At 63.8% G+C, this 26,592-nt stretch carries 29 protein-coding genes; 15 read left to right on the forward strand and 14 right to left on the reverse strand.

The window, feature by feature from the left end; genetic code table 11:
* The first annotated feature begins 293 nt into the window (after positions 1–293).
* Complete coding sequence (cynS, locus tag NLM33_RS44960) at positions 294–782, forward strand: cyanase (RefSeq protein WP_254105065.1); 489 nt, start codon at positions 294–296, stop codon at positions 780–782.
* On the opposite strand, the gene NLM33_RS44965 is transcribed toward cynS, so the two are convergent.
* The gene (locus tag NLM33_RS44965) at positions 769–1,596 is read right to left on the reverse strand and encodes an oxaloacetate decarboxylase (protein WP_254105068.1); all 828 of its coding nucleotides are present in this window, start codon (positions 1,594–1,596) and stop codon (positions 769–771) included. The two genes, cynS and NLM33_RS44965, sit on opposite strands and share 14 nt — an antisense overlap.
* Before the next feature lie 116 nt (positions 1,597–1,712).
* On the opposite strand from NLM33_RS44965, the gene NLM33_RS44970 reads away from it, so the two are divergent.
* Positions 1,713–2,687: a LysR family transcriptional regulator gene (locus NLM33_RS44970; RefSeq protein ID WP_254105070.1), complete on the forward strand. Its 975-nt coding sequence runs from the start codon at positions 1,713–1,715 to the stop codon at positions 2,685–2,687.
* Between the two features lie 11 nt (positions 2,688–2,698).
* Here NLM33_RS44970 and NLM33_RS44975 read toward each other — a convergent pair whose 3' ends face one another.
* A complete protein-coding gene (locus NLM33_RS44975; RefSeq protein ID WP_254105072.1) occupies positions 2,699–3,022 on the reverse strand; it encodes a DUF1476 domain-containing protein in 324 nt (107 codons plus the stop codon).
* Positions 3,023–3,337: 315 nt separating this feature from the next.
* Here NLM33_RS44975 and purC point away from each other — a divergent pair, with 315 nt between their 5' ends.
* A complete protein-coding gene (gene purC, locus NLM33_RS44980; protein ID WP_008974302.1) occupies positions 3,338–4,105 on the forward strand; it encodes a phosphoribosylaminoimidazolesuccinocarboxamide synthase in 768 nt (255 codons plus the stop codon).
* Between the two features lie 15 nt (positions 4,106–4,120).
* Positions 4,121–4,360 (forward strand): phosphoribosylformylglycinamidine synthase subunit PurS, encoded by a 240-nt coding sequence (purS, locus tag NLM33_RS44985; protein ID WP_254105080.1) that lies wholly within the window; start codon positions 4,121–4,123, stop codon positions 4,358–4,360.
* Positions 4,361–4,525: 165 nt separating this feature from the next.
* On the opposite strand, the gene corA is transcribed toward purS, so the two are convergent.
* Positions 4,526–5,542, reverse strand: coding sequence for a magnesium/cobalt transporter CorA (corA, locus tag NLM33_RS44990; protein ID WP_254105082.1), 1,017 nt, complete (start codon positions 5,540–5,542; stop codon positions 4,526–4,528).
* 167 nt (positions 5,543–5,709) lie between these two features.
* Between corA and purQ the strand changes: the two genes are divergently transcribed.
* Both purQ and NLM33_RS45000 read left to right on the forward strand, forming a co-directional pair.
* Positions 5,710–6,411, forward strand: a complete 702-nt coding sequence (gene purQ / locus NLM33_RS44995; RefSeq protein WP_254105084.1) for a phosphoribosylformylglycinamidine synthase subunit PurQ — start codon at positions 5,710–5,712, stop codon at positions 6,409–6,411.
* A gap of 144 nt (positions 6,412–6,555) precedes the next feature.
* Positions 6,556–7,293 (forward strand): tetratricopeptide repeat protein, encoded by a 738-nt coding sequence (locus tag NLM33_RS45000; protein ID WP_254105086.1) that lies wholly within the window; start codon positions 6,556–6,558, stop codon positions 7,291–7,293.
* Positions 7,294–7,340: 47 nt separating this feature from the next.
* Here NLM33_RS45000 and NLM33_RS45005 read toward each other — a convergent pair whose 3' ends face one another.
* Positions 7,341–7,820, reverse strand: a complete 480-nt coding sequence (locus NLM33_RS45005; RefSeq protein ID WP_254105088.1) for a PaaI family thioesterase — start codon at positions 7,818–7,820, stop codon at positions 7,341–7,343.
* Between the two features lie 183 nt (positions 7,821–8,003).
* Here NLM33_RS45005 and purL point away from each other — a divergent pair, with 183 nt between their 5' ends.
* The gene (gene purL, locus NLM33_RS45010) at positions 8,004–10,217 is read left to right on the forward strand and encodes a phosphoribosylformylglycinamidine synthase subunit PurL (protein ID WP_254105090.1); all 2,214 of its coding nucleotides are present in this window, start codon (positions 8,004–8,006) and stop codon (positions 10,215–10,217) included.
* 120 nt (positions 10,218–10,337) lie between these two features.
* Here purL and NLM33_RS45015 read toward each other — a convergent pair whose 3' ends face one another.
* Positions 10,338–11,525 (reverse strand): acyltransferase, encoded by a 1,188-nt coding sequence (locus NLM33_RS45015; RefSeq protein WP_254105092.1) that lies wholly within the window; start codon positions 11,523–11,525, stop codon positions 10,338–10,340.
* Between the two features lie 315 nt (positions 11,526–11,840).
* Positions 11,841–12,200: a DUF427 domain-containing protein gene (locus tag NLM33_RS45020; RefSeq protein WP_254105094.1), complete on the reverse strand. Its 360-nt coding sequence runs from the start codon at positions 12,198–12,200 to the stop codon at positions 11,841–11,843.
* A 190-nt stretch (positions 12,201–12,390) separates the two neighbouring features.
* Between NLM33_RS45020 and NLM33_RS45025 the strand changes: the two genes are divergently transcribed.
* The 4 genes from NLM33_RS45025 (at position 12,391) to NLM33_RS45040 (ending at position 15,231) form a co-directional block, all read left to right on the forward strand.
* The gene (locus tag NLM33_RS45025; protein WP_027525381.1) at positions 12,391–12,627 is read left to right on the forward strand and encodes a BolA family protein; all 237 of its coding nucleotides are present in this window, start codon (positions 12,391–12,393) and stop codon (positions 12,625–12,627) included.
* Positions 12,628–12,661: 34 nt separating this feature from the next.
* Positions 12,662–13,849 carry a low temperature requirement protein A gene (locus NLM33_RS45030; protein WP_254105096.1) on the forward strand — a complete coding sequence of 396 codons (1,188 nt, stop codon included), beginning with the start codon at positions 12,662–12,664 and terminating at the stop codon, positions 13,847–13,849.
* 126 nt (positions 13,850–13,975) lie between these two features.
* Positions 13,976–14,542 carry a CbrC family protein gene (locus NLM33_RS45035; RefSeq protein WP_254105098.1) on the forward strand — a complete coding sequence of 189 codons (567 nt, stop codon included), beginning with the start codon at positions 13,976–13,978 and terminating at the stop codon, positions 14,540–14,542.
* 20 nt (positions 14,543–14,562) lie between these two features.
* On the forward strand, positions 14,563–15,231 hold the full coding sequence (locus NLM33_RS45040) for a hypothetical protein (protein WP_254105100.1): 669 nt from the start codon (positions 14,563–14,565) through the stop codon (positions 15,229–15,231).
* Between the two features lie 9 nt (positions 15,232–15,240).
* Here the strand turns inward: NLM33_RS45040 and egtD are convergent, their stop codons facing one another.
* Both egtD and egtB read right to left on the reverse strand, forming a co-directional pair.
* A complete protein-coding gene (egtD, locus tag NLM33_RS45045) occupies positions 15,241–16,212 on the reverse strand; it encodes an L-histidine N(alpha)-methyltransferase (RefSeq protein ID WP_254105102.1) in 972 nt (323 codons plus the stop codon).
* 152 nt (positions 16,213–16,364) lie between these two features.
* Positions 16,365–17,612 carry an ergothioneine biosynthesis protein EgtB gene (gene egtB / locus NLM33_RS45050; protein WP_254105104.1) on the reverse strand — a complete coding sequence of 416 codons (1,248 nt, stop codon included), beginning with the start codon at positions 17,610–17,612 and terminating at the stop codon, positions 16,365–16,367.
* 295 nt (positions 17,613–17,907) lie between these two features.
* Here egtB and grxD point away from each other — a divergent pair, with 295 nt between their 5' ends.
* Genes grxD through NLM33_RS45065 form a run of 3 tightly spaced genes read left to right on the forward strand, consistent with a single transcriptional unit; the run spans position 17,908 to position 20,072 of the window.
* A complete protein-coding gene (gene grxD / locus NLM33_RS45055; RefSeq protein WP_254105106.1) occupies positions 17,908–18,240 on the forward strand; it encodes a Grx4 family monothiol glutaredoxin in 333 nt (110 codons plus the stop codon).
* Between the two features lie 3 nt (positions 18,241–18,243).
* Entirely contained in the window at positions 18,244–18,792 is a 549-nt protein-coding gene (locus NLM33_RS45060) for an O-acetyl-ADP-ribose deacetylase (RefSeq protein ID WP_254105108.1), read from the forward strand.
* A gap of 2 nt (positions 18,793–18,794) precedes the next feature.
* Positions 18,795–20,072: a serine hydrolase gene (locus NLM33_RS45065; RefSeq protein WP_254105110.1), complete on the forward strand. Its 1,278-nt coding sequence runs from the start codon at positions 18,795–18,797 to the stop codon at positions 20,070–20,072.
* Here NLM33_RS45065 and NLM33_RS45070 read toward each other — a convergent pair whose 3' ends face one another.
* The 5 genes from NLM33_RS45070 to murI form a co-directional block, all read right to left on the reverse strand.
* Positions 20,073–21,140, reverse strand: a complete 1,068-nt coding sequence (locus NLM33_RS45070; RefSeq protein ID WP_254105112.1) for a low specificity L-threonine aldolase — start codon at positions 21,138–21,140, stop codon at positions 20,073–20,075. It abuts the gene before it with no gap.
* Between the two features lie 86 nt (positions 21,141–21,226).
* Positions 21,227–21,844 carry a 30S ribosomal protein S4 gene (gene rpsD / locus NLM33_RS45075; RefSeq protein ID WP_254105120.1) on the reverse strand — a complete coding sequence of 206 codons (618 nt, stop codon included), beginning with the start codon at positions 21,842–21,844 and terminating at the stop codon, positions 21,227–21,229.
* 193 nt (positions 21,845–22,037) lie between these two features.
* Positions 22,038–22,817: an acyltransferase gene (locus tag NLM33_RS45080; RefSeq protein WP_254105123.1), complete on the reverse strand. Its 780-nt coding sequence runs from the start codon at positions 22,815–22,817 to the stop codon at positions 22,038–22,040.
* 226 nt (positions 22,818–23,043) lie between these two features.
* Complete coding sequence (locus NLM33_RS45085) at positions 23,044–23,817, reverse strand: HpcH/HpaI aldolase/citrate lyase family protein (protein WP_254105125.1); 774 nt, start codon at positions 23,815–23,817, stop codon at positions 23,044–23,046.
* Positions 23,818–23,876: 59 nt separating this feature from the next.
* Complete coding sequence (gene murI, locus NLM33_RS45090) at positions 23,877–24,674, reverse strand: glutamate racemase (protein WP_254105128.1); 798 nt, start codon at positions 24,672–24,674, stop codon at positions 23,877–23,879.
* Between the two features lie 175 nt (positions 24,675–24,849).
* Between murI and NLM33_RS45095 the strand changes: the two genes are divergently transcribed.
* Positions 24,850–25,407, forward strand: a complete 558-nt coding sequence (locus NLM33_RS45095) for a cytochrome b (protein ID WP_254105130.1) — start codon at positions 24,850–24,852, stop codon at positions 25,405–25,407.
* A gap of 311 nt (positions 25,408–25,718) precedes the next feature.
* Here the strand turns inward: NLM33_RS45095 and NLM33_RS45100 are convergent, their stop codons facing one another.
* Positions 25,719–26,525, reverse strand: coding sequence for a Crp/Fnr family transcriptional regulator (locus NLM33_RS45100; protein ID WP_371930086.1), 807 nt, complete (start codon positions 26,523–26,525; stop codon positions 25,719–25,721).
* Positions 26,526–26,592: the final 67 nt, after the last annotated feature.

The raw sequence follows: 26,592 nt of genomic DNA on the forward strand, positions 1-26,592 counted from the left end.
CACCGTTTCTTCGTCCCGACCTGCCCTCGCAAATGACGCCGCGCACAGCGGCCGTCAAGGCTGGCCGTCGTGCCGGCCTCGCCTCACATCCGCCGCTGCCAGGCCACGCCTTGACGGCCACGAGCACGGCGTCATCCTCCCGGCAATCGGACGTCGCTTTAATGGTTGCTACGAGAGCGAATTGTTGGTTTGCTGAGGGCGCCGGCGTGAAGCTGTAAGCCTCATTTATTGGCACGTTTCGTGCGTCCCAAAGCGGCAGGCTCGTCACATGCCTGACCTAGGGAGACCCTCACATGAAGCGTTCCGACCTCACCGAAAAACTGCTCGACATCAAGCGCGAGAAAGGCTGGAGCTGGAAATACATCTGCGAGAAGATCGGCGGCTATTCGGAGGTGCTGATCGTCGGCGCGATCATGGGCCAGATGAAGCTGACGAAGCCGCAGGCGGCCAATGCCGGCGAGCTGTTCGGGCTGTCGAAGGCGGAGACCGTGATGCTCAACGAGGTGCCGATGCGCGGCACCGGCACGCCGATGCCGCCGACTGATCCCTTGATCTATCGCTTCTACGAGATGGTGATGGTCAACGGCCCGGCCTGGAAGGCGCTGATCGAGGAGGAGTTCGGCGACGGCATCATGTCGGCGATCGATTTCGACATGGCGATCGAGCGCGTCGCCAACCCCAAGGGCGATCGCGTCAAGATCACCATGAGCGGCAAATTCCTGCCCTACAAATATTACGGCGCCAGCGGCAACGTGCCGGAGTACGGCTTCAAGGAGGAGTGACCGCGGCGAAGGCGTCGCGGAGCTCCTTGATCGGCGCCATCTCGCGAACGTAGGTGAAGGATCCCTTCTCCTTCATCTCCCGCGCGCTGCGCAGGAAGGCTGCGAGCGCAAATCGCGACATGGCACCCCCGACGCTGACGCGCTTGACGCCGGCCTCCGACAATTGCGCGCGCGTCAGCGTCGGGTCGGCAAAGCCCATCACCAGGTTGAAGGGCTTTGTCACCGACGAGACGACCATCTTGATCGTCGCGAGGTCGTAGACGCCGGGCGCATAGAGCACGTCAGCGCCTGCGGCCTCGAACGCCCTGAGGCGCTTGATGGTGTCGTCGAGATCATTGCGCCCGTGCAGCAAGTTTTCGGCACGCGCGGTGAGCGTGAACGGTACGGGCAGCGAGCGGGCCGTCTCCACCGCGGCCTGGACACGCTCGAGCGCGTGCGAAAAATCGTAGATCGGCCGCGTCCGATCGCCCGTGAAATCCTCGATCGAGCCGCCGACCGCGCCAGCCTCGGCCGCGCGCCGGATGGCCTCGGCCGCGCGTTTCGGCTCATGCGCGCCGCAGTTCTCGAGATCGACGCTGACCGGCAGGTCGGTCGCCGCGGCGATCGCGCGGCAATTGACGAGGATGCCATCCAGGCTGACGGTCGAGCTGCCGAGCATGTTGGCAAGCCCGAGGCTGGTGGTCGCGAGCGCCTCGAATCCCATGGCCGCGAGCAGCTTTGCGGTGCCGGCATCCCAGGGATTGGGAATGATGAAGGCGCCCGGCCGCTCGTGCAGGGCTCGAAACGTCTTTGCCTTCTCCAGTTGGCTCGTCATGGCTCGCTTCCCGTGTCGTGGTATCTGTTCCGACACCATCGATAGGAGCATTTTCGCCATCCGCCAAATTTGTTATTTCTCTTCAGATCATCAGTTTTCTGCATGAGGTGTTCGTGATGGACAGCGATGCCCTCGATACGTTCCTGACCGTTCACCGCAGGGGAGGGATCTCGAACGCGGCCAAGGTGCTGCATCGCTCGCAGCCGGCAATTTCGCGCCGCATTGCGCTGTTGGAGCAGGAACTCGGCGTGCCCCTGTTCGAGCGGATTGCGGGCCGGACGCTGCTGAGCGATGCCGGGCGCGTGCTGGTCCCCTATGCCGAGCGCGCCGTCGCGGCTGCGCAGGATGCGTCGCAGGCGATACGCGCGCTCACGAAACAGAATTCAGGACCGGTCACGCTCGCCGTCACCGGCACGCTCGCCGACAGCCGCCTCTCGGAGATCATGAAGGGATTTGCGAGAGCGCATCCGGACGTCGCGCTCACGCTTCGCACCGCCACCAGCACTGAGGTCAGCGACCTCATCCGCCGCGGGGAAGCGACGATCGGGCTGCGCTACAATGTCGATCGGTCGGCCGATCTAGCTTGCGAGCCGATCCTGACCGAGCGGCTGCAAGTCGTGTGCGCGCCCGATCATCCGCTCGCCGGCAAACGTGTCAGACGTCTCGCCGAGCTTCGTGGGCAACGCTGGATCGCTTTTCCCGAGATACCCGGACGCCGCGAGATTGCGGCCTCCCACGTCTTTGCGTTGTTTCTCACGCAAGGATTGGGCGAGGTCGAATGGACGCCGGTCGACAGCCTCACCGCGCAGAAGCGCCTCGTGGAATCAGGCTTCGGCGTTGCGCTGCTCGCGCAAAGCCACGTGGCCGAGGAGATGGTCTCAGGCACCATGTCGACCATTGCCGTCGGCGATCTTTCGGCGAGCCACGATGTGACCGTCGTCACCCGGCGCGGCGGATTTTTGAGCATGGCGGCGCGGCAATTGCTGGAGGCCATCCGCCGTGACTACGGCGCGGCCGATCACGTCGTGGCCGGGCGTCCGCGGAAGCGTCGCGCGGCGCGCAAGACACGTGCGCGCCGGCGCGCTGCATAGAAGGCGTTCGCTTACTTCCCGGCCTTGACCTCGATCGCCGCCACGGCCAGCAGCTCGGTCATTTTGGCGCGAATCGCCTGCTCGGTGACGGCAACGCCCTTGGCTGAAAAGTCGCCCAAAACCTTGCGCAGGACGTCACCGTCGCCGGCTTCCTCGAAATCGGCTGCGACCACATCCTTGGCATACGCCGTGGCGGCATCGCCCGTGATGCCGAGCTTCTCGGCCGCCCACAGGCCGAGCATCCGGTTGCGGCGGGCCTCGGCCTTGAATTTCTGCTCCTCGTCGAGGGCGAATTTCTTCTCGAAACCTTCCTGGCGCTTGTCGAACGTGGTCATGCTTTTCCGTTCCAATTCCCTGGCTGAATCCGGCCGTGACGCCGCGTTGCGGTGACCCCGGCCGATGCCTAGATAAGGGGCACGAATCGGCAGACCAATGAGCCGTTAAGCCGCAGGCAAGACGGTATAAGTTGGTGCTGGAAGAGCCGGGTCGATTGTGCTGGGACAGCCAATCGGATAGGTTGCCTAAAGGTTTGGTTCCTGTTCTGTTTCTGTGGGTTCCAGGCCGTTCACGGCAGCTCCGCTGTGGGTCCTGATCCTTGTCAACCGGAGCACACCAAATTCATGGATTTTAACAAAACACGGTACATCCCCATGAGCCGTCGGCGACGCATTTATGAAGGCAAGGCAAAGGTTCTCTACGAAGGCCCGGAGCCCGGGACCCTGATCCAGCACTTCAAGGATGACGCCACTGCGTTCAATGCGAAGAAGCATCAGGTGATCGAGGGCAAGGGTGTCCTCAACAACCGGATCTCGGAGTACCTGTTTCAGCACCTCAACGACATCGGGGTGCCGACCCATTTCATCCGCCGCCTCAACATGCGCGAGCAGTTGATCCGCGAGGTCGAGATCGTGCCGCTCGAGGTGGTGGTGCGGAACGTCGCCGCCGGCTCGCTGTCGCAGCGCCTCGGCATCGAGGAGGGCACGCAGCTGCCGCGCTCGATCATCGAATTCTATTACAAAAACGACCAGCTCAACGACCCCATGGTGTCGGAAGAGCACATCACCGCCTTCGGCTGGGCGACGCCGCAGGAGATCGACGACATCATGGCGCTCGCCATCCGCGTCAACGACTTCCTCACCGGTCTCTTCCTCGGCATCGGCATCCGCCTCGTCGACTTCAAGATGGAGTGCGGCCGCCTGTTCGAGAACGAGATGATGCGCATCATCGTCGCCGACGAGATCTCGCCGGACTCCTGCCGTCTGTGGGACATCAAGTCGAACGAGAAGCTCGACAAGGACCGCTTCCGCAGGGACCTCGGCGGACTCCTGGAGGCCTATACCGAAGTTGCAAAGCGGCTCGGCATCCTCATGGAGAACGAGCGTCCGGCGGGCTCCGGCCCAGTGCTGGTGAAGAGCTAAAGAGGGATTATCGACGTGAAGGCACGTGTCACCGTTACCCTGAAGACGGGCATTCTGGATCCGCAGGGCAAGGCCATCGAAGGCGCGCTGAAATCGCTCGGCGTCGATGGCGTCGCCAGCGTCCGTCAGGGCAAGGTGTTCGACATCGAGTTCGCTGGCGCCGACAAGGCCAGGGCCGAAGCCACGCTGAAGGAAGCCGCCGACAAGCTTTTGGCGAACACCGTGATCGAGAATTATCGCGTCGAGATCGTCTGAGTCTGTATTGTGGTCCTCATGGTGAGGAGCGCGAAGCGCGTCTCGAACCATGCAGGCCTGGCTTTCGCACCTTGGCCTTCATCCTTCGAGACGCCCGCCTTTGGCGGGCTCCTCAGGATGAGGAGCGAGACTGATCGCGACGCTGTCGGTTGAGTATTTTCGCCTTCACAGCCACCCGACGCGGCGGAAGCGCCAGTAGAGCGCGAGACACGCGACCACCATCAGGCCCAGTACGGCAAAGTAGCCGTACTCCCACTCCAGCTCCGGCATGTGCTTGAAGTTCATGCCGTAGATGCCGGCAACCGCCGTCGGAACGGCGATGATCGCGAGCCAGGAGGCCAGCCTCTTGGAGACCACGGTTTCCTGCGCCTGGCCGACCAGGAGGCTTGCTTCGAACGCGAACGCGAGCACCTCGCGCATGGAATCGATGCGCTCCTGGATATTCCTGACGTGGTCGGTGACGTCGCGGAACAGCGGCTGCATGGTCGGGCGGACCATCGACAGTTCGTCGTGCTCCAGCCGGCGGCAGACCTCGACAAGCGGGCCGATCGCGTTGCGCAGCCGCAGCAGGTCGCGGCGCAGCATGTAGAGCCGCTCGATCTGCGCCTTGCTGATTGGCTTGGAGAGCACGTCCTCCTCGATCCCCTCGACCTCATCGTGAATGCTTTCGAGCACAGGGGAGTAGTTGTCGACGATGAAATCGAGAACGGCATAGAGGATGTAGTCCTCGCCGCGTGCCAGCGCCCGCGGGCAGCTCTCGCAGCGCTCGCGCACTGCCGTATAGGACGTCGAGGCGCCGTGACGGACGGTGACGAGATAACCGTCGCCGACGAAGATGTGCGTCTCGCCGAAGACGGTCCGGCCCTCGAAGAGTTGCGCAGTCCGCGCAACGATGAACAGGGCTTCGCCATATTGCTCGATCTTCGGCCGCTGATGGGCGTGGTTGGCATCCTCAATCGCGAGCTCGTGCAGATCGAATTGCTTCTGCACGGCGCTGAGTAGCGCCATGTCCGGCTCGTGCAGCCCGATCCAGACGACATGCCCGGGCTTTGCCCGCCAGCTCGAGGCTTCGCTGATCGCGATATTGGCGACGCGCCGGCCGTCGACATAGGCACCGGCCGCGACGACGCCCTCGGCGGAGACCGGTTCTGCCGGAGACGTGGGCGATGACGGGACGTTCATGGCTTCAATCCCGGGCAAAATCGTTCGGCCAAAAGGCGGGCTATGGCCTGTGCACAAAGCGGCCAAGTGAGGCTAGCACTGGTAAAATCCGCGTCAAATGGTTATGTCTCCTCACGATTTGGCCGCTGGCCAGCCCGATTCCATTCCTCGCTTCGGAACTCAAAGCCATGAAAGCCGCCATCCTCGTCTTTCCCGGAATCAACCGCGAGCGCGACATGGCGCGTGCGCTGAAGCTGATCTCGGGACACGAGCCGGCGATGGTCTGGCACGCCGAGACCTCGCTTCCGGCAGGAACCGATCTCGTCGTGGTGCCCGGCGGCTTCTCCTATGGCGATTACCTGCGCTGTGGCGCCATCGCGGCGCGCGCGCCGGTGATGGATGCGGTGCGCGACTATGCGGCCAGGGGCGGGCTCGTGCTCGGCGTCTGCAACGGTTTCCAGATTCTCTGCGAGTCCGGCCTGTTGCCGGGCGTGCTGATGCGCAATGCGCGGCTCAAGTTCATTTGTCACGACGTGCATCTGCGCGTCGAACGCTCCGATACGCCGTTCACCCGCGGCTACAACGCCGGCCAGGTGATCCGCGTGCCGGTCGCCCATGGCGAGGGCAATTACGAGGCGGATGAAGAGACCATCAAGCGCCTCGAGGGCGAGGGGCGAGTGCTCTATCGCTACTGCTCGGCCGAAGGCGTCGTCGACGAGGCCTACAACATCAACGGCGCGGCGCATTCCATTGCCGGCATCGTCAACGACAAGGGCAACGTGCTCGGCATGATGCCGCATCCGGAAAACCACGTCGAAGACATCATGGGCTGCACCGATGGGCGCGGCCTGTTCGCCGGCCTCGTCGCGCATCTCGACCGCGCGGCGTGAACCTCATCACGCGACATCGCGACTGACGAAGGGTTGTTCGATCGCGCGCGAAGATCCGCGCGATCCGAACAACTCTGGATTGTCGCATCGCGCCGGCATGCCATCAAAGGTGCCAGCGCCATTGATACGCGCGTCGGATTTCGCATGCCCGTTGCCCTGGTCGTCCTGCTGCTCGAAATCACGCTCATTTGGCACGCAGCGCGCACCGGGCGGTTGCGGCCTTGGGCGTTCATCATCCTGATGGTGCCGCTGATCGGCTCGCTGGCCTACATCGTCGTCGAGCTCATTCCCGAATGGTTTTCGAGCCCGCAGGCGCGGCAAGCCCGCCAGCGCTTCGCCGACCGGCTCGATCCGGAAAAGCGCTATCGCGAATTGCAGGATCGCCTCGCCGCGACCGACACCATCGCCAATCGCGCGGCGCTCGCCCAGGAATGCGTGAGGATCGCGCGGTTCGGCGAGGCCGAACGGCACTACGATCACATCCTGAAGCTGCCGACGGGCCACGACCCTGCTTATGCGCTCGGCAAGGCGCAGGCGGAATTTTCAGGCAATCGTCCGGCCGATGCGCTGGTCACCCTCGACGATCTCCAGAAGCAGTGGCCGGAGTTCGACTCGGCCGAAGCGCATCTGTTGTACGCTCGCGCGCTCGCCGAGGTCGGACGCCTCGACGAGGCGCTCGAGGAATATCACGCGGTGTCGGCCTATTTCCCCGGTGCCGAGGCGCGGGTGCGCTACGGCATGCTGCTGCAAATGGTCGGCCGCACCGCGGAAGCGCGGGTGATCTTCAACGAGCTCCTGATCCAGATGCGGCGCGCACCAAAATATCTGCGCAATGCGCAGGCCGAGTGGCTCTCGATCGCCGAAAAGCAGCTCTCGACCTGAGCGGCCCGGCGAGCGTGCCGTCCATCGCGAGGGCTGCGGCCCTCGGGCTAGGCGCCGGTCGGCGGCAGCGCCTTCCGCTTCACCCGCTTGATCGTGCCGGAGAAGGTGAACAGCCTGCGCTCGCCGGCCATCATCTCCCCGCGTAGGAAGATCAGCGAGCCGCCGGCGCGGGTGATCTCGCCGGTGCATTCGATCAGCTCGCCCTCGTGCCCGGCATCGAGGAATTCGCAGCCAAAATTGACGGTCACGCCCCGGCCGTTCAGCGCATGGCGGCCGATCGCGAACAGGCAGTAATCGGCGAACGCCATGAAGCAGCCGCCATGGACGTTCTGGGACCCGTTGAGGTGCTTTTTCTCGACCCGGAAGGCGCAGCGGACGCGGCCGTCCTCCTCGAAACGGTGCCAGAAGGGGCCGATATGGTTCTCAAAACTGTCGCGAATCCAGGTCTGCCAGCCCTTGAATTCCCCTTCGGTCGCGACATGCAGGTCGGGGCGGTGGGGAGGCGTCATTTTGGTCAGCTCGTGCAAGGAATGGGGCCTTCAAATGAGGGGTTTTTGCCCTTAAATCCGATCCGTCCGCGCTGTGCAATTCCTGTTCCTGCGGGCCCCTTCTGCAAAACTATGGACAGTGGGAAAATGCGCCTTAAAGGGCTTTTCCCAGGCCGTGGATGTTCCTAAGAACGGCCAGACCCCGCCGAAAGCGCCGAATCCATGCTCAAGAACGAACCGAAGATCACCCCCGAACTCGTCGCCGCCCACGGGCTCAAGCCCGATGAGTATGAGCGCATCCTGAAGCTGATCGGCCGGGAGCCGACCTTCACCGAGCTCGGCATCTTCTCGGCGATGTGGAACGAGCACTGCTCCTACAAATCCTCGCGCATCCATCTGCGCGGCCTGCCGACGAAAGCGCCCTGGGTGATCCAGGGGCCGGGCGAGAACGCCGGCGTGATCGACATCGGCGACGGCCAGGCGGTGGTCTTCAAGATGGAGAGCCACAACCACCCGAGCTACATCGAGCCCTATCAGGGCGCGACCACCGGCGTCGGCGGCATCTTGCGCGACGTCTTCACCATGGGCGCCCGGCCGATCGCCTGCCTGAACGCGCTGAGCTTTGGTGCACCCGAGCATCCCAAGACGCGGCACCTCGTCTCCGGCGTGGTCGCCGGCGTCGGCGGCTACGGCAATTCCTTCGGCGTACCAACGGTCGGCGGCCAGGTGCGCTTTCACACCCGCTATGACGGCAATATCCTCGTCAACGCCATGGCGGTCGGCCTCGCCGATGCCGACAAGATCTTCTATGCGGCCGCCTCCGGCGTGAACATGCCGATCGTCTATCTCGGCTCCAAGACAGGCCGCGACGGCATCCACGGCGCCTCGATGGCGTCGGCCGAGTTCGACGACAAGTCCGAGGAGAAGCGTCCCACCGTGCAGGTCGGCGATCCCTTCGCCGAAAAGCTGCTGCTCGAGGCCTGCCTCGAGATCATGGAAAAGGGCTGTGTCATCGCGATCCAGGACATGGGCGCGGCGGGGCTCACATGCTCGGCAGTCGAGATGGGCGCCAAGGGCGACCTCGGCGTCGACCTCGACCTCGACGCGGTGCCGACGCGCGAGACCGGCATGAGCGCCTACGAGATGATGCTCTCGGAGAGCCAGGAGCGCATGCTCATGGTGCTCAAGCCCGAGAAGGAGAAAGAGGCCGAGGCGATCTTCAAGAAGTGGGGGCTGGATTTCGCCGTGGTCGGCTACACCACGCCCACCAAGCGCTTTGTGGTCAAGCATGGCGGCGACGTCATGGCCGATTTGCCGATCAAGGAGCTCGGCGACGAGGCGCCGGTCTACGACCGGCCGCATGTCGCCTCAAGCTCGCTGCCGGTCGTGCACGCGCGCGAAGTGGCGGCGCCGATCGGCCTTGGTGCCGCGCTCGAAAAGCTGATCGGCACGCCCGAGCTGTGCAGCAAGCGCTGGGTGTGGGAGCAGTATGACCACGTCATCCTGGGCAATACGCTGCAGCGCCCCGGCGGCGATGCCGCCGTCGTGCGCGTAGAGGACGGGCCGAAGGGCCTCGCGATGACCGTCGACGTCACGCCGCGCTATTGCGAGGCTGATCCGTTCGAAGGTGGCAAGCAGGCGGTGGCCGAAGCCTGGCGCAACATCACCGCGGTCGGCGGCAAGCCGCTCGCGATCACCGACAATCTCAACTTCGGTAATCCGGAGCGGCCCGAGATCATGGGCCAGTTCGTCGGCTGCCTGAAGGGCATTTCGGAAGCTTGCCGCGCGCTGGATTTCCCGGTCGTGTCCGGCAACGTCTCGCTCTACAACGAGACCAATGGCCGCGCGATCCTGCCGACGCCCTCGATCGGCGGCGTCGGCGTGCTCGATGATTTCACCAAATCCGCTTCGCTCGCCTTCAAGGCCGAGGGCGAGGCGATCCTGTTGATCGGGGAGACCCATGGCTGGCTCGGCCAGTCGGTTTATCTGCGCGACATCTGCGGTCGCGAGGAGGGCGCGCCGCCGCCGGTCGATCTCGCTGCCGAGAAGCGCAATGGCGACGTCGTGCGCGGCATGATCCATGCGGGCACTGCGACCGCGGCACACGATCTTTCCGACGGCGGTCTTCTGGTGGCGCTGGCCGAGATGGCGATGACCAGCGGCATCGGCGCGCGCCTTTTGGCTGCGCCGGCCGCGCTGGTGCCGCACGCCTATTGGTTCGGTGAGGACCAGGCGCGCTACATCGTGACGGTGCCTGAAACACAGGCCGGCCTCGTGCTTGCGAAGATGCGCGGCTGCGAGGTGCCCTGCGTGCGCATCGGCACCACCGGCGGCGACGTGATCGCGATTGCTGGCGAGGCGCCGGTCAAGATCGAGACGCTGCGCACCGCATTCGAGCGCTGGCTGCCGGAGTATATGGGCGCGAAGGTGGCGTAAGTCACCGCCACATCCTCCGTCATTGCGAGGAGCGAAGCGACGAAGCAATCCAGACTGTCTCCGCGGAGACAGTCTGGATTGCTTCGCTGCGCTCGCAATGACGAACTGAGAGGGCGAGCCTCACAACACCCGCGTCGCGCCGGGAATCTTTCGTAGCGCCGCGGTGGCGGCCCAGCTCAGGATCACCGTGAGCACGAATGCGATCGCGGCCTTCACGATCGCCGGCACGCCGATGTCGAACAGATAATACTGGATCCACAGCACGATCGGATAGTGCACCAGGAACATGCCGTAGGCTTCGCCCTGCATGCGGTCGAGCAAGGTCGGTCCCGGTGCTTTCGAGTGCAGGAAGAAGGCGAGGATCGTCAGCAGGATCGACGCCGAGAACAGCACGAAGCACGTGCCGTAGATCGTATGGTACCACCATGGCAGTATCGGCGGATTACCGAGGATCTCGCGCTTGACGAAGATCATGCACCACATCCCGGCGTAGGGGATCAACGTCACAAACAGCCAGCTCCATCGACTCTTCGGCAACTGGCCATCCGCGCCGAGCACACCGGTCGAGATACTTGCGCAGCCCACGCCGGCGCCGATGAAGAAGTAGGACGCATAAAGCAGCACGCGGCTCGCCTGCAACGAGAATGGCCCGAACTCGAACCAGCGGTTGACGCCGTAATGGACGAGCAGCGGGATGTAGGCGATCTCGGTGACGATCCAGAGCAGCAGCCAGAACCGCCACGGCTCCTTGAAGCCCAGTTGCGAGATGCGGTTGATCGGAAACACCAGCGTCGAGGAGACCCGGTAGAGCAGGCACGCCGTGACGTCGAAGGCGAGCAGCACCCAGACGAACCAGATCGGTCCGCTTGGCCATGGCCCGACCGTCACCATCTTCCACCAGAACGCCGAGAAGCTGAGATCGGAGCCGCCCTGCAATGCCAGCGCGTAGTAGGCGAGCGGGATCACCGTCAGCGCGCAGATCGCAAACGGCAGCCCGAGCCGCAGCAGGCGGTCGCGGATGAAGGTCAGCGGCGCCTTGTGGCCGAGGCCGGGCCATACGAACAGCCCCGACAAGAAGAAGAACATCGCCATGAAGAAGGAGTCATTGGCGAGCACGATCAGGTCGAAGCCGATCCACTCGGTCGGATCGGTGTGCCCGAAATAGGTGTAGGGGATGACGGCATGATGCAGCAGCACGACCAGGGTCAGGAACGTACGCGCCCGATCCAGCGACAGGTTTCGCACCTTGCTCTTGGGAGTTGCGCTGACCTCCGCGCCTGCCGTCGCCGTAGGTGAGATCGTTGTCATGTTCGCCCCGGTTGCATCCTTCCCTGGGTACGGATGTTGCCGCCGGGACGGGAAATCAGCAAGTTCTGTTTGGCCTAAAGCGCGATGAGATTAGGATGAATCGTCATCGCGCCTTAGGTTGTTGTTTGAGCATGATCTTTTCGGAAAACCGCTCCACACTTTTCCGGATCATGCTCTAGCCATGCTCCGTCTCGCGGCCGTACCAGTGGCGGAGGAGCCGGTCCATCCCCTGCACGCTAAAGTTCACGAAATCTTTGCTCGCCCGCCTTGGCGGCGCGGAGCGGAAGCGACGCCGTCCCTTGGGTCGCGCCGCGGCTACCCCACTTCCTCGATCTTCACCTTGTCAGGATAGAAGGCGAGATGGCCGGAGATCTCCGTCATGGCGGGGAACGGCGTCTCGTAAGTCCAGATCGCATTGTCCAGCGTCTTGCCGTCGGCCTTGACGCTGAAATAGCTCGCGTCCCCCTTGTAGGGACAATGGGTGACGCGGTCGGTCCGCTCAAGCAAGGCCATATTGGCATCTTCCCGCGGCACATATTGGACGGCCGGATACCGGGCCTCCTTCAGCGTCAGCGCCTTCATGGTGTCCGCGATCACGACGTCGCCCGCTGTCACGCGGACACGCCTGGGGTTGTGGGTGATGGTGATGGGGTGGTCGGGGCCCGGAAGCTTCATGTTTTCACGCCTTTTTGGTCGGTTGGCCGCGCGCGGCACTTTGTCGTGCCTTTATCCCGCTTGAAGGGGGAATATAGTGGCTGAAAGCGTGACCCAGAAGGCCGTTCACGCTAAGTTTGGGCCTGCCGGTCCCGGGGACCCCGGCAGGTGATTCGAAGGCCTGAATTGCGAAGACAGGAGCGAGAGCAGAATGCCAATGGACGCCCACGATATCGAGGCGATGATCAAGGCAGCGATCCCCGATGCCGAGGTGACGATCCGGGACCTCGCCGGTGACGGCGACCACTATGCCGCGACCGTGATCTCGGAATCCTTCCGTGGCAAGTCCCGCGTCCAGCAGCACCAGATCGTCTATCAGTCGCTGCGCGGCCAGATGGGCGGCGTGCTTCACGCGCTGGCGCTGCAGACCGGCGTGCCCGGAAGCTGATGTCGAATTGAACTTTTTGCCGGCGGGGTAGGCTATGGCTGCGGACAATCCTCGCGGCGCGATGTTTCGTGTCATCGTGCCGAACCAGCCGAGCCGCGTGACCTATGTCGAGCTGTTCTTCGATCTCGTCTTCGTCTACGCCGTCACGCAGATTTCTCACACGTTGCTCGGCCGTTTCACACCGCTCGGCGCGGTGCAGGTCACGCTGCTGTTCCTCGCGGTGTGGTGGGTCTGGGTCTACACCGCCTGGGTCACCAACTGGCTGAACCCCGAGCTGACGCCGGTCCGCGTCCTGCTCTTCCTGATGATGCTGGGCGGCCTCGTGCTGTCGATCTCGATCCCGACGGCCTTCGAGGGACGCGGCCTGTGGTTTGCGATCGCCTATGCGGCCATGCAGGTCGGGCGGACGGCCTTCTGGCTGTTCGCAACGCCGCCGCACCGGATCTTGGTGCGGCATAATGCGATCCGCATCCTGGCCTGGCTCTCCGTCTCTGCCGTGCTGTGGATCGCAGGCGGGTTTGCTGAGGGCGAGACGCGGCTGTGGTTCTGGCTCGCGGCCGTCGCCTTCGAATACATCTCGCCAGCCGCGCGCTTCTGGGTCCCGAAGCTGGGATTTTCCTCGATGGAGGCCTGGAGCGTCGAGGGCGGCCACATGGCCGAGCGCTGCGCCGGCTTCATCATCATCGCGCTCGGCGAGGCCATCGTCGTCAACGGCGCGACCTTTGCAGAGCTGAGCTGGACCGGTGAAAATATCTCCGCCTTTCTTGCAGCTCTGCTCGGCAGCGTCACGATGTGGTGGATCTATTTCCACAAAGGTGCCGAAGCGGGCTCGGAGCTGATTTCGAAATCCGCCGAGTCCGGCCGGCTGGCGCGGCTCGCCTACACCTACCTGCACATGCCGATCATTGCCGGCATCATCCTGACCGCCGTGTCCGACGAGCTCGTGCTGAAGCATCCGACCGGACATTCCGATCTCAGGACGGTGTTGAGCACGGTCGGTGGTCCCCTGGTGTTTTTGGTCGGCACCATCCTGTTCAAGCACGCCATCCGCGGCTTCCTCCAGCTCTCGCACGGCGTCGGCATTCTCATGCTTCTGGCGTTAGGCTGGTTCGGCGGTGAATGGTCGCCCCTCTGGCTGTCGATCGCGACGACGGCGATCCTGATCGTGGTGGCGGTATGGGAGTCGGTGTCGCTGGGATCCAAGCCTGAAGCGGCCGATTGAACCGCTTGTGCCGATCGGACGTCTAACGACGAGCCGTTCTCCGCCAGGGATATCATTCAGGCCCGACGTCTCGCGCCGTGTCGGCCTTGCCGGGGCATTTTGCGCCTGCTCATAGCTGAATTTGTGATGTCCCTCGTCAAGGCTCCGACAGACATGGACCTTCCCGTGTTCCGATATCATCCTGATCCGATTGCAAGCGGCAGCATCGTTGCGTCCGGGGCGCAATGCGTTTGCTGCGATCAGCGGCGCGGCTTCATCTATACGGGGCCAAGCTATTGCGAGGCGGAGCTCGACGAGGCTCTCTGTCCGTGGTGCATCGCCGACGGCTCGGCGCATGAGACATTCGACGCGAGCTTCGTCGACGAAGCGCTCTTCCCGGACGAGATTCCCCGCGAGGTCGTCGAGGAGATCGCCTTTCGCACCCCGGGCTTCTCCGGCTGGCAGCAGGAGCAGTGGATGGCCTGTTGCTGTGATGCGGCCGCCTTCATCGAGCCTGCCGGCCATGCCGAGATCCGCGCACGCCATCCGCAGCTCGAGGGCACATTGATGATGCACATCGTGCACGATCACGGCCTTTCCGGCGGCGCCGCGACGCGATTTCTCACCTCGCTCAACCGCGACCGCGGGCCGACAGCTTACGTCTTCTGCTGTCGTCACTGCGACAGCAAGCTCGCCTACATCGACTGTCTTTAGCCAAGGCACGCGGAGCCAACATGAGCCACGCCTTCTGGAGCTGCTTGACCTGCCTTGCGATCATGACGTTCTCGTCGACGTCAGGCTTGGCCGGCGACACGGTCCTGCTGGAGGTCGAGCTCAAGCTGACGGATCGGGACTACAAGCCGCTCGCCGGCGTGCCGGTTCGCCTGGTATTCGGCACCGGGGATTGGCAGGCGCCCAATGCCGGCACGCGTGTCGTCTCCGCGGACGATGGCACCGCGCGATTTACGGCGCAGGCCGTCATCGACCGACGCTGGAATTTTAGCAATATCGGCTTCACACCGTTCAGCATGCCGTTTCGTGCCGACCATCTTTTTCTTGCGGCCGAGCTCGAATTCGTAATTCCGAGGCGGGACGGCGGGGATGCCGTTCATCAGTTTCTCTACACTGCCGATATCGATCGGATGCCCGACGGGGACTGCAGCACGTTGGATCTCGACAAGGTGTACGAGGCGGGCCCGGACGGCCGATTCACCAGGCTCGTCGGCTCCAACGCTGCGGGCCCGAATTTCGACGGCACGATCGACGGTTGGAGGCTCGACAGCGCCGGGTACAGGATGTGGGACTCCATGCTGACGCCGGTCAAGGATGAGCTGACCGGCACGCGCAAATGGCACCTGAAGCTCGGCTTGATGCGCCGGCCGAAGCCCGTTCTGGTGCAATAGAGGTCTGCTCTACTCCGAGGTGACCAGCGCATGCACGGAGAACATCCGTGCCGCATCGGTCCAGGTTTCCCGCACGCGCCAGCCGGCGCCGCGCGCCAGCGCTGCAAACCGCTCCAGGCTGTATTTGTAGCTGCTCTCGGTATGGATGCTCTCGCCCGGCCGGAACGAGAAGCTCGTGCCCAGCATGCGCACGGTCTGGCTCTTCCTGCTGATCAGGTGCATCTCGATGCGGTGCTGCTCGCGATTGTAGATCGCGCGATGGGTGAAGGCGGAGAGGTCGAAATTGCCGCCGAGCTCGCGGTTGATGCGCACGAGCACATTGAGGTTGAAGCGGGCGGTGACACCGGCCGCGTCGTTATAGGCGTCGTGGAGTACCCGCTCGTCCTTCTCCAGATCGGCACCGATGATCATCAGCGCGCCCCGGCCCAGAATCTCGCGTGCACTCTTCAGAAATGCCCGGGCTTCGTGCGGCTCGAAATTGCCGATGGTTGAGCCCGGGAAGAACCCGACCTTCGGCAGCGAGGCGACTGCCGGCGGCAGCTCGAACGGCGTGGTGAAGTCTGCGGCGACCGGATGGATGCCGAGCGAGGGGAAATCTTGCCGCAGGCCGTTCGCCTGCCCCTGGAGGAAATCGCCGGAGATGTCGACGGGCACGTAGGCGGCGAACCTGCAATGCTTCAGGAGCAGGCGGACCTTGGTGGTCGCGCCGGCGCCGAACTCGACCAGCGCAGAGTGCTCCGGGATGATTTTCGCGATCTCGCAGCCCCGCTCGCGCAGGATCGAGAGCTCGGTGCGCGTCGGATAATATTCCGGCAGGCGCGTGATTGCCTCGAACAGCTCTGATCCCGTCGCGTCGTAGAAATATTTCGGCGATAGCTTTTTCGGCTGCTGCGACAGATCCCCGATGGCGTCGCGGGCAAAGGCGGTGGTCTGTTCGTCAGGAAGATGGGCTTCGGCCAAAGCGCTGGCGTGCACATTCATGATACTCTCCTGAACGCGCTGTCCGGCGCGCGGTTGTCGTCGGATGAGATTCTAAAGCGCGATGAAATTAGGATGAATTGTCATCGCGCTTTAGGTCGTTGTTTGAGCATGATCTCTTCGGAAAACCGCTGCTCACTTTTCCGGATCATGCTCTAGTCGTAGTCGGCGAGGCGCAGTCCCGTGAATTGCCAACGGTGGTGCGGATAAAAAAAGTTGCGATAGGTAATACGGCTGTGCCCGCCCGGAGTTGCAAGCGAGGAGCCGCGCAGCACCAGCTGGTTGACCATGAACTTGCCGTTGTACTCGCCGAGTGCGCCCTCCACGGCGCGGTAACCGGGATAGGGCGAATATGAGCTGCGGGTCCACTGCCAGACGATGCCGAAGGCATCATTGAGTTGGCCCGCGCGGGCCGCGACCTCCCATTCCATCTCGGTCGGCAGGTGTTTTCCAGCCCAGCGCGCGAACGCATCCGCCTCGTAATAGCTGACGTGGCAGACCGGCGCGTTGGGATCGACCGGCTTGAGGCCGGCGAGCGTCATCACGTGCCAGTGACCGTCGATCTCGCGCCAGTGGCCCGGAGCCTGCCAGCCCTCGTTGCTGACGGTAGCAAAGCCGTCCATCAGCCAGAGCGGCGCGGCTCGGTAACCGCCGTCGCGTATGAAGGCGAGCCACTCGGCATTGGTGACGAGATTGCGCGCGATCCTGACGGGACCGACGAGCGCGCGATGCGCCGGCTTCTCATTGTCGAAATGAAAGCTGTCGTCGGCGTGTCCGATGCTGTGAATGCCTTCGTTCAGGGATAGCCATTCCGCGCCGGTCTTGTTCGGGGCCGGGAAGCGCCACTCGCGATCGTAAGCGGGGAGAACCGGATTCTGCGCAAAGGCGTGCAGGATATCCGTGAACATCAACTCCTGGTGCTGCTGCTCATGATTGAGGCCGACTTCGACCAGCGGGCTGATGGCGCGAAGCTCGGCCTCGTCCGCCTCGCGGAAGAATCTTACAACGGCGGCATCGACATATGTCCGATAGGCGGTGACCTGATCGGCGCTCGGCCGCGTGATGTCACCGCGGCGATGCCGGGCATGGCGCGGGCCGGCGCTGACATAATAGGAATTGAACAGGAATGCGAAGTCGGGGTGGAAGGGCTTATAGCCCGGACAGTGCTCGCCGAGCAGAAACTGCTCGAAGAACCAGGTCGTATGCGCGCGGTGCCATTTCGCAGGACTCGCATCCGGCATGGACTGGATCTGCTGGTCTTCCGCGCTGAGCGGCGCAGCGCGACGCTCGGTCTCGTTGCGGACCGCCACAAAGGCATCCACCAGCGCCTCGGCCAAGCTGCCGGATTCGGAGAAAGGTGACGCAGGGAGCGGGCTGGCCGTCGCGGAGGCTTGTTTCGTCACGGTTTTCTCCAGGTGGACAAGAGAACGTTGCAGACGTAGCTCGGTTCCAAGAGACAGGTTCGTCCTAGATAGGGCCTCCGTTACGGGATAAAAGTCCTCCTTGGTGATGATATTAGAGCCATCAGGCTATGACCCGGCCGGCCCCGAACTGGCAGGCCGGTTGCATGGCAGGGCTTCGTCGCCGCCATTTTACTTTGGATGTCCAATAGTTTGCGCTACATATACGGGCAGGTATCGGGTTAGATGGCTGAGCCGGCCCGAAGCGATGAGGGCTCTGCCCCGGAAGGACATGGATATGAGCATCGAGGAATTCATCGACAGCGAAGTGAAGTCGAACGACGTGGTTCTGTTCATGAAGGGCACGCCGCAATTTCCGCAGTGCGGTTTCTCCGGCCAGGTCGTGCAGATCCTCGACCATCTCGGCGTCGGCTATAAGGGCCTGAACGTTCTCGAATCGGCTGAGCTGCGCAACGGCATCAAGGTCTATTCGAACTGGCCGACCATCCCGCAACTTTATGTGAAGGGCGAGTTCGTCGGCGGCTGTGACATCGTGCGCGAGATGTTCCAGGCCGGCGAATTGCAGCAGCTCTTCTCCGACAAGGGCGTTGCGGTCAACGCAGCGGCCTGATCCTTGACGATGCTGACGCGCCGGATCGGTGGCGCGCGGCTCGAAATCATCGTTGCCGACATCACGACACTCGGCGTTGACGGCATCGTCAACGCCGCCAATACGTCGCTCCTCGGCGGTGGCGGCGTCGATGGTGCGATCCACCGGGCCGCCGGTCCGGACCTTGTCGCCGAGTGCCGCATGCTCCACGGCTGCAAGACGGGTGATGCCAAGATTACGCGGGGCTACCGGCTGAAGGCCGCGCATGTGATCCACACCGTCGGTCCGGTGTGGAATGGCGGCACTCTCGGCGAAGACGATCTGCTCGCCTCCTGCTATCGCCGTTCGATGGAGCTCTGCCGCAAGCACGAGCTCGCCTCCGTGGCATTCCCGGCGATTTCGACCGGCATCTACCGTTTCCCGGCGGACCGCGCCGCGCAGATTGCAGTCGCGACCACGGTCGAAGCTCTGGCCACGACCCCTTCGGTCACTCAGGTCATCTTCTGCTGCTTCTCCGAGCCAAGTGCTGTCCTGCATCGTGACGCGCTGTTGGCGCACGGCGCCGGCGATTGACGATGAGGCAGGGCCGTCGTTCCGCCGAAGGACGTCTGGCCCTCATACGTTGGCTGTCCGTCTGCGCTGGGCTCCTGGCGTTCGCTGCGGTTGCAACGGCGCAAGACCTGCTTGCCGGCCGTGAATTCGATCCGCAGAAGCTTGCGCGCGTCAGCGACTATCTTCGCAACGAGGTTACGGCCGGCAGGATTCCCGGCGCGATCCTGCTGATCCAGCAGCACGGCAGGCCCGTCGTCTACGAGAGATTTGGCCTGCGCAACGTCAAGACGGCGCAGCCGATGACGGACGACACCATCTTCCGCCTCTATTCGATGTCGAAGCCGGTGACCTCGGTCGCCGCGATGATGCTGGTCGATGACGGCAAGCTTGGTCTCGACGATGCACTTTCGAAATACATTCCAGCCTTCGCCGATGTGAAGGTCGGCGTCGAGCAGCCGGACGGCAGCTTACGGCTCGTACCGCCGGCGCAGCCGATCATCATCCGCGACCTCCTGCGTCACACCTCCGGCGTCACCTACGGCTTCTACGGCGACAGCCCGGTGCGCAAGCTTTATGCGAGCGCCGGCCTGTTTGACGGCGATCCCGACAATGCCGAGTTCGTCGCGCGGCTGGCGCGGTTGCCGCTCGCCGAGCAGCCAGCGACACTGTGGGACTACGGCCATTCGACCGACGTGCTGGGGCGGGTGATCGAGATCGTCTCGGACGGCTCGCTCTATCAGTTCGAGAAGGAGCGGCTGCTCGATCCGCTCGGGATGCGCGATACCGCTTTCTTCGTCGCCGACGATACCAGGCGTCCCTTGATCGCAGAGCCTCTGCCGAGCGACTGGTTCGACCGTCCCGTCGCGGGCATCAAGGAGCCGAGCGCGCCGCATCGCTGGGAATCCGGCGGCGCCGGCATGGTCGGCACCGTCGGCGATTATGCGCGCTTTGCTCAGATGCTGCTCAACGGTGGCGAACTCGATGGAAGGCGCTATCTCAGGCGCGAGACGGTCGCGCTGATGACCTCGGACCAGATCGGCGAGGGGACCGGGATCGGAAAGGATCCAGAGTTCTATTTTCCGGGCCCTGACAGCGGCTTCGGCCTGGGATTTGCGGTGCGGATGGATACGAAGGCCCCGTTGCCGGCCGGCGAATATCGCTGGGACGGCGTCGGCGGCACCTTCTTCTTCATCGATCCCGCCGACGACATGTTCGTCATCTGCATGATGCAGTCGCCGTCGCAGCGCGGGCCGATCCAGACCGAATTGAAGCGGCTGGTCTACGACGCGATGGGCCGCTGATCACGCCCCGCGCACGATCTCGCGCACATGGCCGATCGTTTCCTCGATCATCGCAGCCGTCACGTCGAGATGCGTGCAGGCGCGGATGCGGCCGTCCATCATCGCAAGCATCACGCCGCGCTGGCGCAAGGCGCCCACCATCTTGTCGCCGGGGACGCCAGTGCCGTCGGGCTTGAAGAACACGAGATTGGTCTCGGGCTCCTGCACCTCGATGCCTGCGATCTGCGATAGCCCGCGCGCCAGCGCGCGCGCATTGGCGTGGTCATCCGCAAGGCGATCGACGTGGTGGTCGAGCGCGTAGATGCAGGCGGCCGCGCAGACGCCGGACTGCCGCATCGAGCCGCCGAGGCGCTGCTTCCACTGCCAGACCGCGTCGATGAACTCGCGGGAGCCGGCGAGTGCACCGCCGATCGGCGAGCCCAGGCCCTTCGAGAAGTCGATCCAGGCCGAATCCCAGCCTGCCGTCATGTCGCGCGGGGCGATGCCGGTGGCGACGGTTGCGTTGAGCAGGCGCGCGCCGTCCATGTGGGTGGCAAGCCCGTTCTGCTTCGCGATCGCGACGATCTCGTCGAGCGCCGCCTTCTTCCAGATCGTGCCGCCGCCGATATTGGCGGTCTGCTCAACACTGACGACCCGCTGTGTCGGCTGGTAGCGCGTGCGCGGATGAAGGGCTTTGCGGAACGTCTCAGGGGTGAACTGCCCGTCGGGGCCCTGGAGCTGCGTGATCTGGAAGCCGCCGAGGGCAGCATGCGCGCCACCTTCGCGCGCGATGATATGCGCGGTCTCATGCGCGAGGATCTCGTCGCCGGGACGGCAGTGCACCAGCGTCGCGGTGACGTTGCACATCGTCCCCGAGGGCATGAACACCGCGGCTTCCTTGCCGAGCAGGTCCGCGACGCGCTCGCAGAGCGCATTCGTGGTCGGGTCGTCGCCGACCTGCTCGTCGCCGACCTCCGCACGCGCGATCGCCTCGCGCATCGCGGGCGTCGGCCGCGTCTGCGTGTCCGAGAGCAAGTTGATGCGCACAAGCGGCGCCTTGGGATCGACGGGGGGAGGGGTATAGAGCATGCGACGCCTCTTGGATTGGGACGGCCCTTGCCGGGTCTCTTAAGCAAAAAGGCCCCGGTTTTGCCGGGGCCTTTCGAACTTCGTTATCAGCGCGAATAGAATTCGACGACCAGATGCGGCTCCATCTGCACCGGGAACGGTACGTCGGAGAGGCCGGGGATGCGCGCGTATTTCGCGGTCATCTTGCCGTGGTCGACTTCGAGATAGTCGGGGGTGTCACGCTCGGGGAGCTGGCTCGCTTCGAGCACGTGGGCGAGCTGCTTGGAGGCTTCCTTGACCTCGATCACGTCGCCGACCTTGAGCTGGTAGCTCGAGATGTTGACCTTGCGGCCGTTCACCTTGATGTGGCCGTGGTTGATGAACTGGCGGGCGGCGAAGATCGTCGAGACGAACTTGGCGCGGTACACGACCGCGTCGAGACGGCGCTCCAACAGGCCGATCAGGTTCTCGCCGGTGTCGCCCTTCAGGCGGCTCGCCTCGACATAGATGCCGTGGAACTGGCGCTCGGAAATGTTGGCGTAGTAGCCCTTGAGCTTCTGCTTGGCGCGGAGCTGCACGCCGAAGTCGGAGAGCTTGCCCTTGCGGCGCTGGCCGTGCTGGCCGGGGCCGTACTCACGACGATTCACAGGGCTCTTCGGGCGGCCCCAGATGTTCTGGCCCATACGGCGATCGATCTTGTACTTCGCCTCACTGCGCTTAGTCATCGCGTCCTCTTTGATAGAGTTAGGTTGGTTTGAGGAGACGCGCCCTCCTGTGTGACCGGGAAACCCCGGCACCGACAGGCCCCATCCCCAAAGCTTCAAGGGACAAGGCCACGGGTCGCGAAACGCTTCGCGGGCCGAAACCGGCCCGCGAGCAGGCGGCTTTTAGGAGAAATCGGGCCGTCCTGTCAATCTTTTACGTCGCCACAGCCCGGATCGGCTTGGGCTCCACAGCCTGCCGGTTACCGCGCAATTCGGCAGCGATTTCAGTGTTCAGGGCCTGTTCCAACCGGGTCAGGACCCGGGCGATCGGGGCGGCATCGGTAATCCGGTGATCCCAACGAAGGACGACGTTGATGGTCTGGTCCGACTCGGCCACCCCATAGCTCAGGATGAACGGTCCTGGCGTGATGGCGTGGAGCTCGCCCCCGCCATAGGCCGCAACCGAGGTGACCGAATAGCTGCCGAAAAAGCTGGCGCGCTGGCGGCCGAAATTGAGCCCGATCAGCCAGGCCAGCCGGCGCAGCGGCAGCGGCAGGCGCATCGCCAGCATCATCTTGCGAACCATCGGCACGTCCTTGAGCGGGGCCTCCTTGGCATGCCGGATCAGGGCGTCGATCTCGGCGAGCGGCAGGGAATCCGGGCCGGCAATCCGCTGCGCCACCACGCATTCCTCGCCGTCCACGACGCGGGCGATCGCCACCATCGCCACGCTTTTGGGCAGCTCGTAGAAGGTCGGCCACGGCCATTTGGCATAGAGGGTGCGCAGGATCGGCTCGTCCTTGGCGACGAGCGCGAAGCCCTTGACGAAGATCGCGGCCCAGCCGGCCGGCACCTTTGCGCTGGCGCGCGCTTCGAGCAGGGGGCGGATCTGGAGTGGCCGCGACAACGAGACGAAGGGCACGCCCATCGAGGCGTGCATGAGGTCGAAGACCATGCGCCGCAGCAGCGAGATTTTCCTGGGTGTACCGCGCATCGTCCTCGGGTTTCCGCGGGCTCAAACAGATGTGGCGAGTCGATCGTCCGCCCGCTGCCTGATCTAGCATGAACCAGCCGCGTTGGAGCCAGCGGCTTCATGAATCATGGCCTTCTCAGGCTTGGAAGAAGGTCCATGAATTCGGTAGAATCATGTCGTTTCAATGCCTTAAATGGCTAATTTGATGTGGTCTGCAACCGATCTTGAGAATCGCTCGAAGGCTGGCCTACCGCCTGATTCCCTCGAACGCCGCCATGATGCCGCGCTGGAACAGCGACCAATCGAAACCGAGCGCGATGGCGCGGTAGCCGCGGTCGATCAAGCGATTGGCCTGCTCGGCGGTGCGCGCCACCCCGCCGATCGGCACGCCGCTTTTGAGGATGCCGGCCTCGGCCCGGGCGATCAGGTCCAACAGCTCAGGGTCCTCCATCTGGCCGCGCTTGTTGATGGAGGTGGCGAGATCGCCGGGACCGATCACCGCGATGTCGATGCCGGGCGTTGCCATGATCTCGTCGATGCGGTTGACGGCGTCGACATGCTCGATGGTGATCATGCAGAGCATCTCGTCATCGGCTGAAGCCATGTAGTCGGGCATCGACTGGCCCCAGCGGAACGGCGCATGGAAGGGACCCCAGAGACGATCGCCGCGTGGCGGATAGCGCACGCTGCGCACCGCCTTTTCGGCTTCCTCGCGGCTCGTGATCATCGGGAAATTGATGCCGAACGCGCCGATGTCCATCGGGGCCTTGGCAAGCCAGGGCTCGTTGGCGGCAATCCGCACCAGCGGCGTGCATGGCGTGCCGGTCGTCGCCGCGATCATCGCATGCGCTTCAGTGAGCCCGATCGGTCCGTGCTCGAGATCGACGATGATCCAGTCGAGCGAGCGCGCCATGATTTGCACGGCCTGCACGCTCGGAATGGTCGCGATCGCTCCGAAGGCGGGACGGCCTTCGCGCCAGAGCTGGCGGAGACGATTGAGCGGCGTTGATGTGGCTGACATGGCCAGAACCTGCGGGAGAGGGGCGGCGCAACCTAGCAGCGTGCACGCGACGCGAAAAGTCAGGCCGGGACGCGCCCGCCGAAGAACGGCGTCAGCGCAGGGCCCAGCGCATGGGTGCGCTTCGACGTGAAAACGATTTCGGCGCCGCACTGGACGAGATCGGTGACGCGCGGGCCGAGCAGGTCCGAAACGCGGCGGGCGATCGCCGGGGCCGGATCGATCCAATTGACCGGCCAAGGTGCAAGCTTGATCAACCGGTCAAGCAGCAGCGGATAATGCGTGCAGGCGAGCACGATCGTGTCGGTGCGCGCAGTCGCATCCTCGGGGTTTCCGACGAAGCAGGGTTTCAGCTCCTCGAAGATGTCGCCGTCGCCGACCGTGGTGCCGCTGAGCGCAGCCTCGGCGAGCGACGCGAGTTCGGGCGAGCCGACCAGCGTCACCTCGCAGCCCTGGCCGTGATCCCGGATCAGCGCCTGGGTGTACTCACGCTTGACGGTGGCCTTGGTGCCGAGCACCGAGACGCGTCGGGTCTTCGACTGTGCGCAGGCTGGCTTGATCGCCGGCACCGTGCCGACGAAGGGCACGAGGTATGCAGCACGCAAGTGGCTCATGACCGAAACGGACATGGTGTTGCAGGCGATCACCACCAGGTCAGGCTTGTGCGCGGTGATCAGATCGCCGACCAGCGGCACCACGCGGGCGATGATTTCGTCTTCGCTGTGATGGCCGTAGGGGAAGAAGGCGTCGTCGGCGACGTAGACATAGTGCGCCTCGGGGCGCGCCGCGACGACCTCGCGCAGCACGGTGAGCCCGCCAAGGCCGGAATCGAACACCAATATGGTCGGGGAGTCTGCCACGCGGTTACCCTAGCCTTGCCATGGTTACCATTCGGTTTTTGGGGCGCTTTTGCGGCGAACCCGGGTGCAGCCCAGTTTTGAACGATTCAAATCGCCTCGATCGCGCTCGCCCGCTATCAGATCGCGCCATGCTGCGCCGCAGTTGGGGACATTCGCAGAATTCGGGGGAGCCGACATGATCAGAAACACCAATGCCGGCTGGGGCAGCATCTCCCGCTGGTTTCACTGGATTCTCGCGATCGCGATCATCGGCATGATCGGCTTCGGCTGGTGGGTCAACCACGTGCCGGCGAGGCCCGACCGCTTCTTCTACCGCTCGATCCACGCCGACATCGGCTATGTGGTCCTGCTGCTCACCGTCATTCGCCTGGCTTGGCGCATCGGCAACCCGACGCCGACGCTGCCGGACGACAGCCGTCCCTGGCAGAAGATCGCCGCGCGCATCAGCCACGCCGCGCTCTATCTCGTCGTCATCCTGGTCGCGGTGCTCGGCTGGGCACATTCCGGCGCGCATGCGCCCGACTACTCCAGCTTCTTCGGCCTGTTTCACGTGCCGCAATTCACCTCTCCCGACCGCGAGGCGGCGCGCGCCTATGAAGACCGCCACATCCTCTTTGCCTATGTGCTCTTGGCCCTGATCGTGGTTCACGTCGTCGCCGCCGCCTGGCACCACTACATCCGCCGCGACCGCGTCGCGCTGCGGATGCTGACGGAGGAAGCGAAGGCGGGGTAGGGAGCTGCCTGTCGTGTGGTCCGACCGCTCCCCGCACCGCTATCACGCACCGCGACCCGGCTACGCTAAGGCTTCGCTGGGGGGCGTGGGCCTTGGCTCGCCGAAGCTTCAGCGTGGGCGGCAAGCGGTGCATCCAGTACGCCGCAACTTCTCCGTATCTCGTCACCATCTCTGGAATACTGGATCGCCCGCTTTCGCAGGCGATGACAGTGCGAGTGCGGCGCGCGCTTCGATAATCTCGTCATTGCGAGCGAAGCGAAGCAATCCAGAGTCTTTCCGCGGCGGCAGCCTGTATTGCTTCGCTGCGCTCTTCAAGCGATCCTGTTCGTGGTCGCCGCTCGCTCCGCCTTGATCTGTTCCTGCAAGCGCTGGATGTTTTCGAGCAGGCGCTGGCTGGCGAGGACGAGGAAGTAGTAGCCGAACTGCGGGTCCTGGAAGTAGATCTCGAGCAGCCGTTCATAGGTGATGGTCAGCACCTGGCCGTCCTCGATGCACTCCACCGTTCCGGTGCGCTGGTTGTTCGGCGTCAGGAAGCCGAGCTCACCCATCAGGCGGCCAGGCGGGATCTCGATGTTGATCTCCTTGACCAGAAACTTTCCGGTCACCGTCAGGAACATCTCGTTGGCGGGGTCGTGGATCTTGAAGAGGGTGTCACCATGGCGGTATTTGCGCTCGGTCATGAAGGGCTTCAGCCATTCCATCGACATGTCGCCCTGCGTCGCGTGGCGTGCCTTCTTGACGAGCTTGAGCATCTGGCGGAGGCGCACGCCGTTGATGGGGACCAGCAGCAGATACAGCAGAAAGGTCGACATGTTGCCTGACAGCAGGCCGTAGGCGGCGAACAACGCACAGCCGATCATGTTGGCGACCCGCAGCGGAACCATGGTCTGCATCAGAAGCGTCGCGACGAAGAAGATCGCGCCGACGACGGCGAATAGATTGGCCAGCGTGATGTTGGCCAGGAAGATTTCCAGCAGGCGGTTGAACAGGGCGTCGTAGGTGATGTTGTTGGGATCGAGGCCCATCTGCATCAGGATCTTCGCGACCCTGAGATTGTCCGCAGCCGTATCGAGAATGCGGTTCAAAATCGACGAGATATCTGCGCTGGACGCCATCATATTTCCCCACGCCTCAAGCCGTCGGTGCTTTTCGGATACTGATAATCGAAATCGATACGATCGTTTG

This window comes from Bradyrhizobium sp. CCGUVB1N3 (assembly GCF_024199925.1).
In the GTDB taxonomy this organism is placed as follows: Bacteria; Pseudomonadota; Alphaproteobacteria; order Rhizobiales; family Xanthobacteraceae; genus Bradyrhizobium.

Excerpts from the sequence above, each read along its gene's own strand:
- cynS (WP_254105065.1), top strand. The coding sequence starts at position 294 with ATGAAGCGTTCCGACCTCACCGAAAAACTGCTCGACATCAAGCGCGAG.
- NLM33_RS44965 (WP_254105068.1), bottom strand. The coding sequence starts at position 1,596 with ATGACGAGCCAACTGGAGAAGGCAAAGACGTTTCGAGCCCTGCACGAG.
- NLM33_RS44970 (WP_254105070.1), top strand. The coding sequence starts at position 1,713 with ATGGACAGCGATGCCCTCGATACGTTCCTGACCGTTCACCGCAGGGGA.
- NLM33_RS44975 (WP_254105072.1), bottom strand. The coding sequence starts at position 3,022 with ATGACCACGTTCGACAAGCGCCAGGAAGGTTTCGAGAAGAAATTCGCC.
- purC (WP_008974302.1), top strand. The coding sequence starts at position 3,338 with ATGAGCCGTCGGCGACGCATTTATGAAGGCAAGGCAAAGGTTCTCTAC.
- corA (WP_254105082.1), bottom strand. The coding sequence starts at position 5,542 with ATGAACGTCCCGTCATCGCCCACGTCTCCGGCAGAACCGGTCTCCGCC.
- purQ (WP_254105084.1), top strand. The coding sequence starts at position 5,710 with ATGAAAGCCGCCATCCTCGTCTTTCCCGGAATCAACCGCGAGCGCGAC.
- NLM33_RS45000 (WP_254105086.1), top strand. The coding sequence starts at position 6,556 with ATGCCCGTTGCCCTGGTCGTCCTGCTGCTCGAAATCACGCTCATTTGG.
- purL (WP_254105090.1), top strand. The coding sequence starts at position 8,004 with ATGCTCAAGAACGAACCGAAGATCACCCCCGAACTCGTCGCCGCCCAC.
- NLM33_RS45015 (WP_254105092.1), bottom strand. The coding sequence starts at position 11,525 with ATGACAACGATCTCACCTACGGCGACGGCAGGCGCGGAGGTCAGCGCA.
- NLM33_RS45020 (WP_254105094.1), bottom strand. The coding sequence starts at position 12,200 with ATGAAGCTTCCGGGCCCCGACCACCCCATCACCATCACCCACAACCCC.
- NLM33_RS45025 (WP_027525381.1), top strand. The coding sequence starts at position 12,391 with ATGCCAATGGACGCCCACGATATCGAGGCGATGATCAAGGCAGCGATC.
- NLM33_RS45030 (WP_254105096.1), top strand. The coding sequence starts at position 12,662 with ATGGCTGCGGACAATCCTCGCGGCGCGATGTTTCGTGTCATCGTGCCG.
- NLM33_RS45035 (WP_254105098.1), top strand. The coding sequence starts at position 13,976 with ATGTCCCTCGTCAAGGCTCCGACAGACATGGACCTTCCCGTGTTCCGA.
- NLM33_RS45040 (WP_254105100.1), top strand. The coding sequence starts at position 14,563 with ATGAGCCACGCCTTCTGGAGCTGCTTGACCTGCCTTGCGATCATGACG.
- egtD (WP_254105102.1), bottom strand. The coding sequence starts at position 16,212 with ATGAATGTGCACGCCAGCGCTTTGGCCGAAGCCCATCTTCCTGACGAA.
- grxD (WP_254105106.1), top strand. The coding sequence starts at position 17,908 with ATGAGCATCGAGGAATTCATCGACAGCGAAGTGAAGTCGAACGACGTG.
- NLM33_RS45065 (WP_254105110.1), top strand. The coding sequence starts at position 18,795 with ATGAGGCAGGGCCGTCGTTCCGCCGAAGGACGTCTGGCCCTCATACGT.
- NLM33_RS45070 (WP_254105112.1), bottom strand. The coding sequence starts at position 21,140 with ATGCTCTATACCCCTCCCCCCGTCGATCCCAAGGCGCCGCTTGTGCGC.
- rpsD (WP_254105120.1), bottom strand. The coding sequence starts at position 21,844 with ATGACTAAGCGCAGTGAGGCGAAGTACAAGATCGATCGCCGTATGGGC.
- NLM33_RS45080 (WP_254105123.1), bottom strand. The coding sequence starts at position 22,817 with ATGCGCGGTACACCCAGGAAAATCTCGCTGCTGCGGCGCATGGTCTTC.
- NLM33_RS45085 (WP_254105125.1), bottom strand. The coding sequence starts at position 23,817 with ATGTCAGCCACATCAACGCCGCTCAATCGTCTCCGCCAGCTCTGGCGC.
- NLM33_RS45095 (WP_254105130.1), top strand. The coding sequence starts at position 24,850 with ATGATCAGAAACACCAATGCCGGCTGGGGCAGCATCTCCCGCTGGTTT.
- NLM33_RS45100 (WP_371930086.1), bottom strand. The coding sequence starts at position 26,525 with ATGATGGCGTCCAGCGCAGATATCTCGTCGATTTTGAACCGCATTCTC.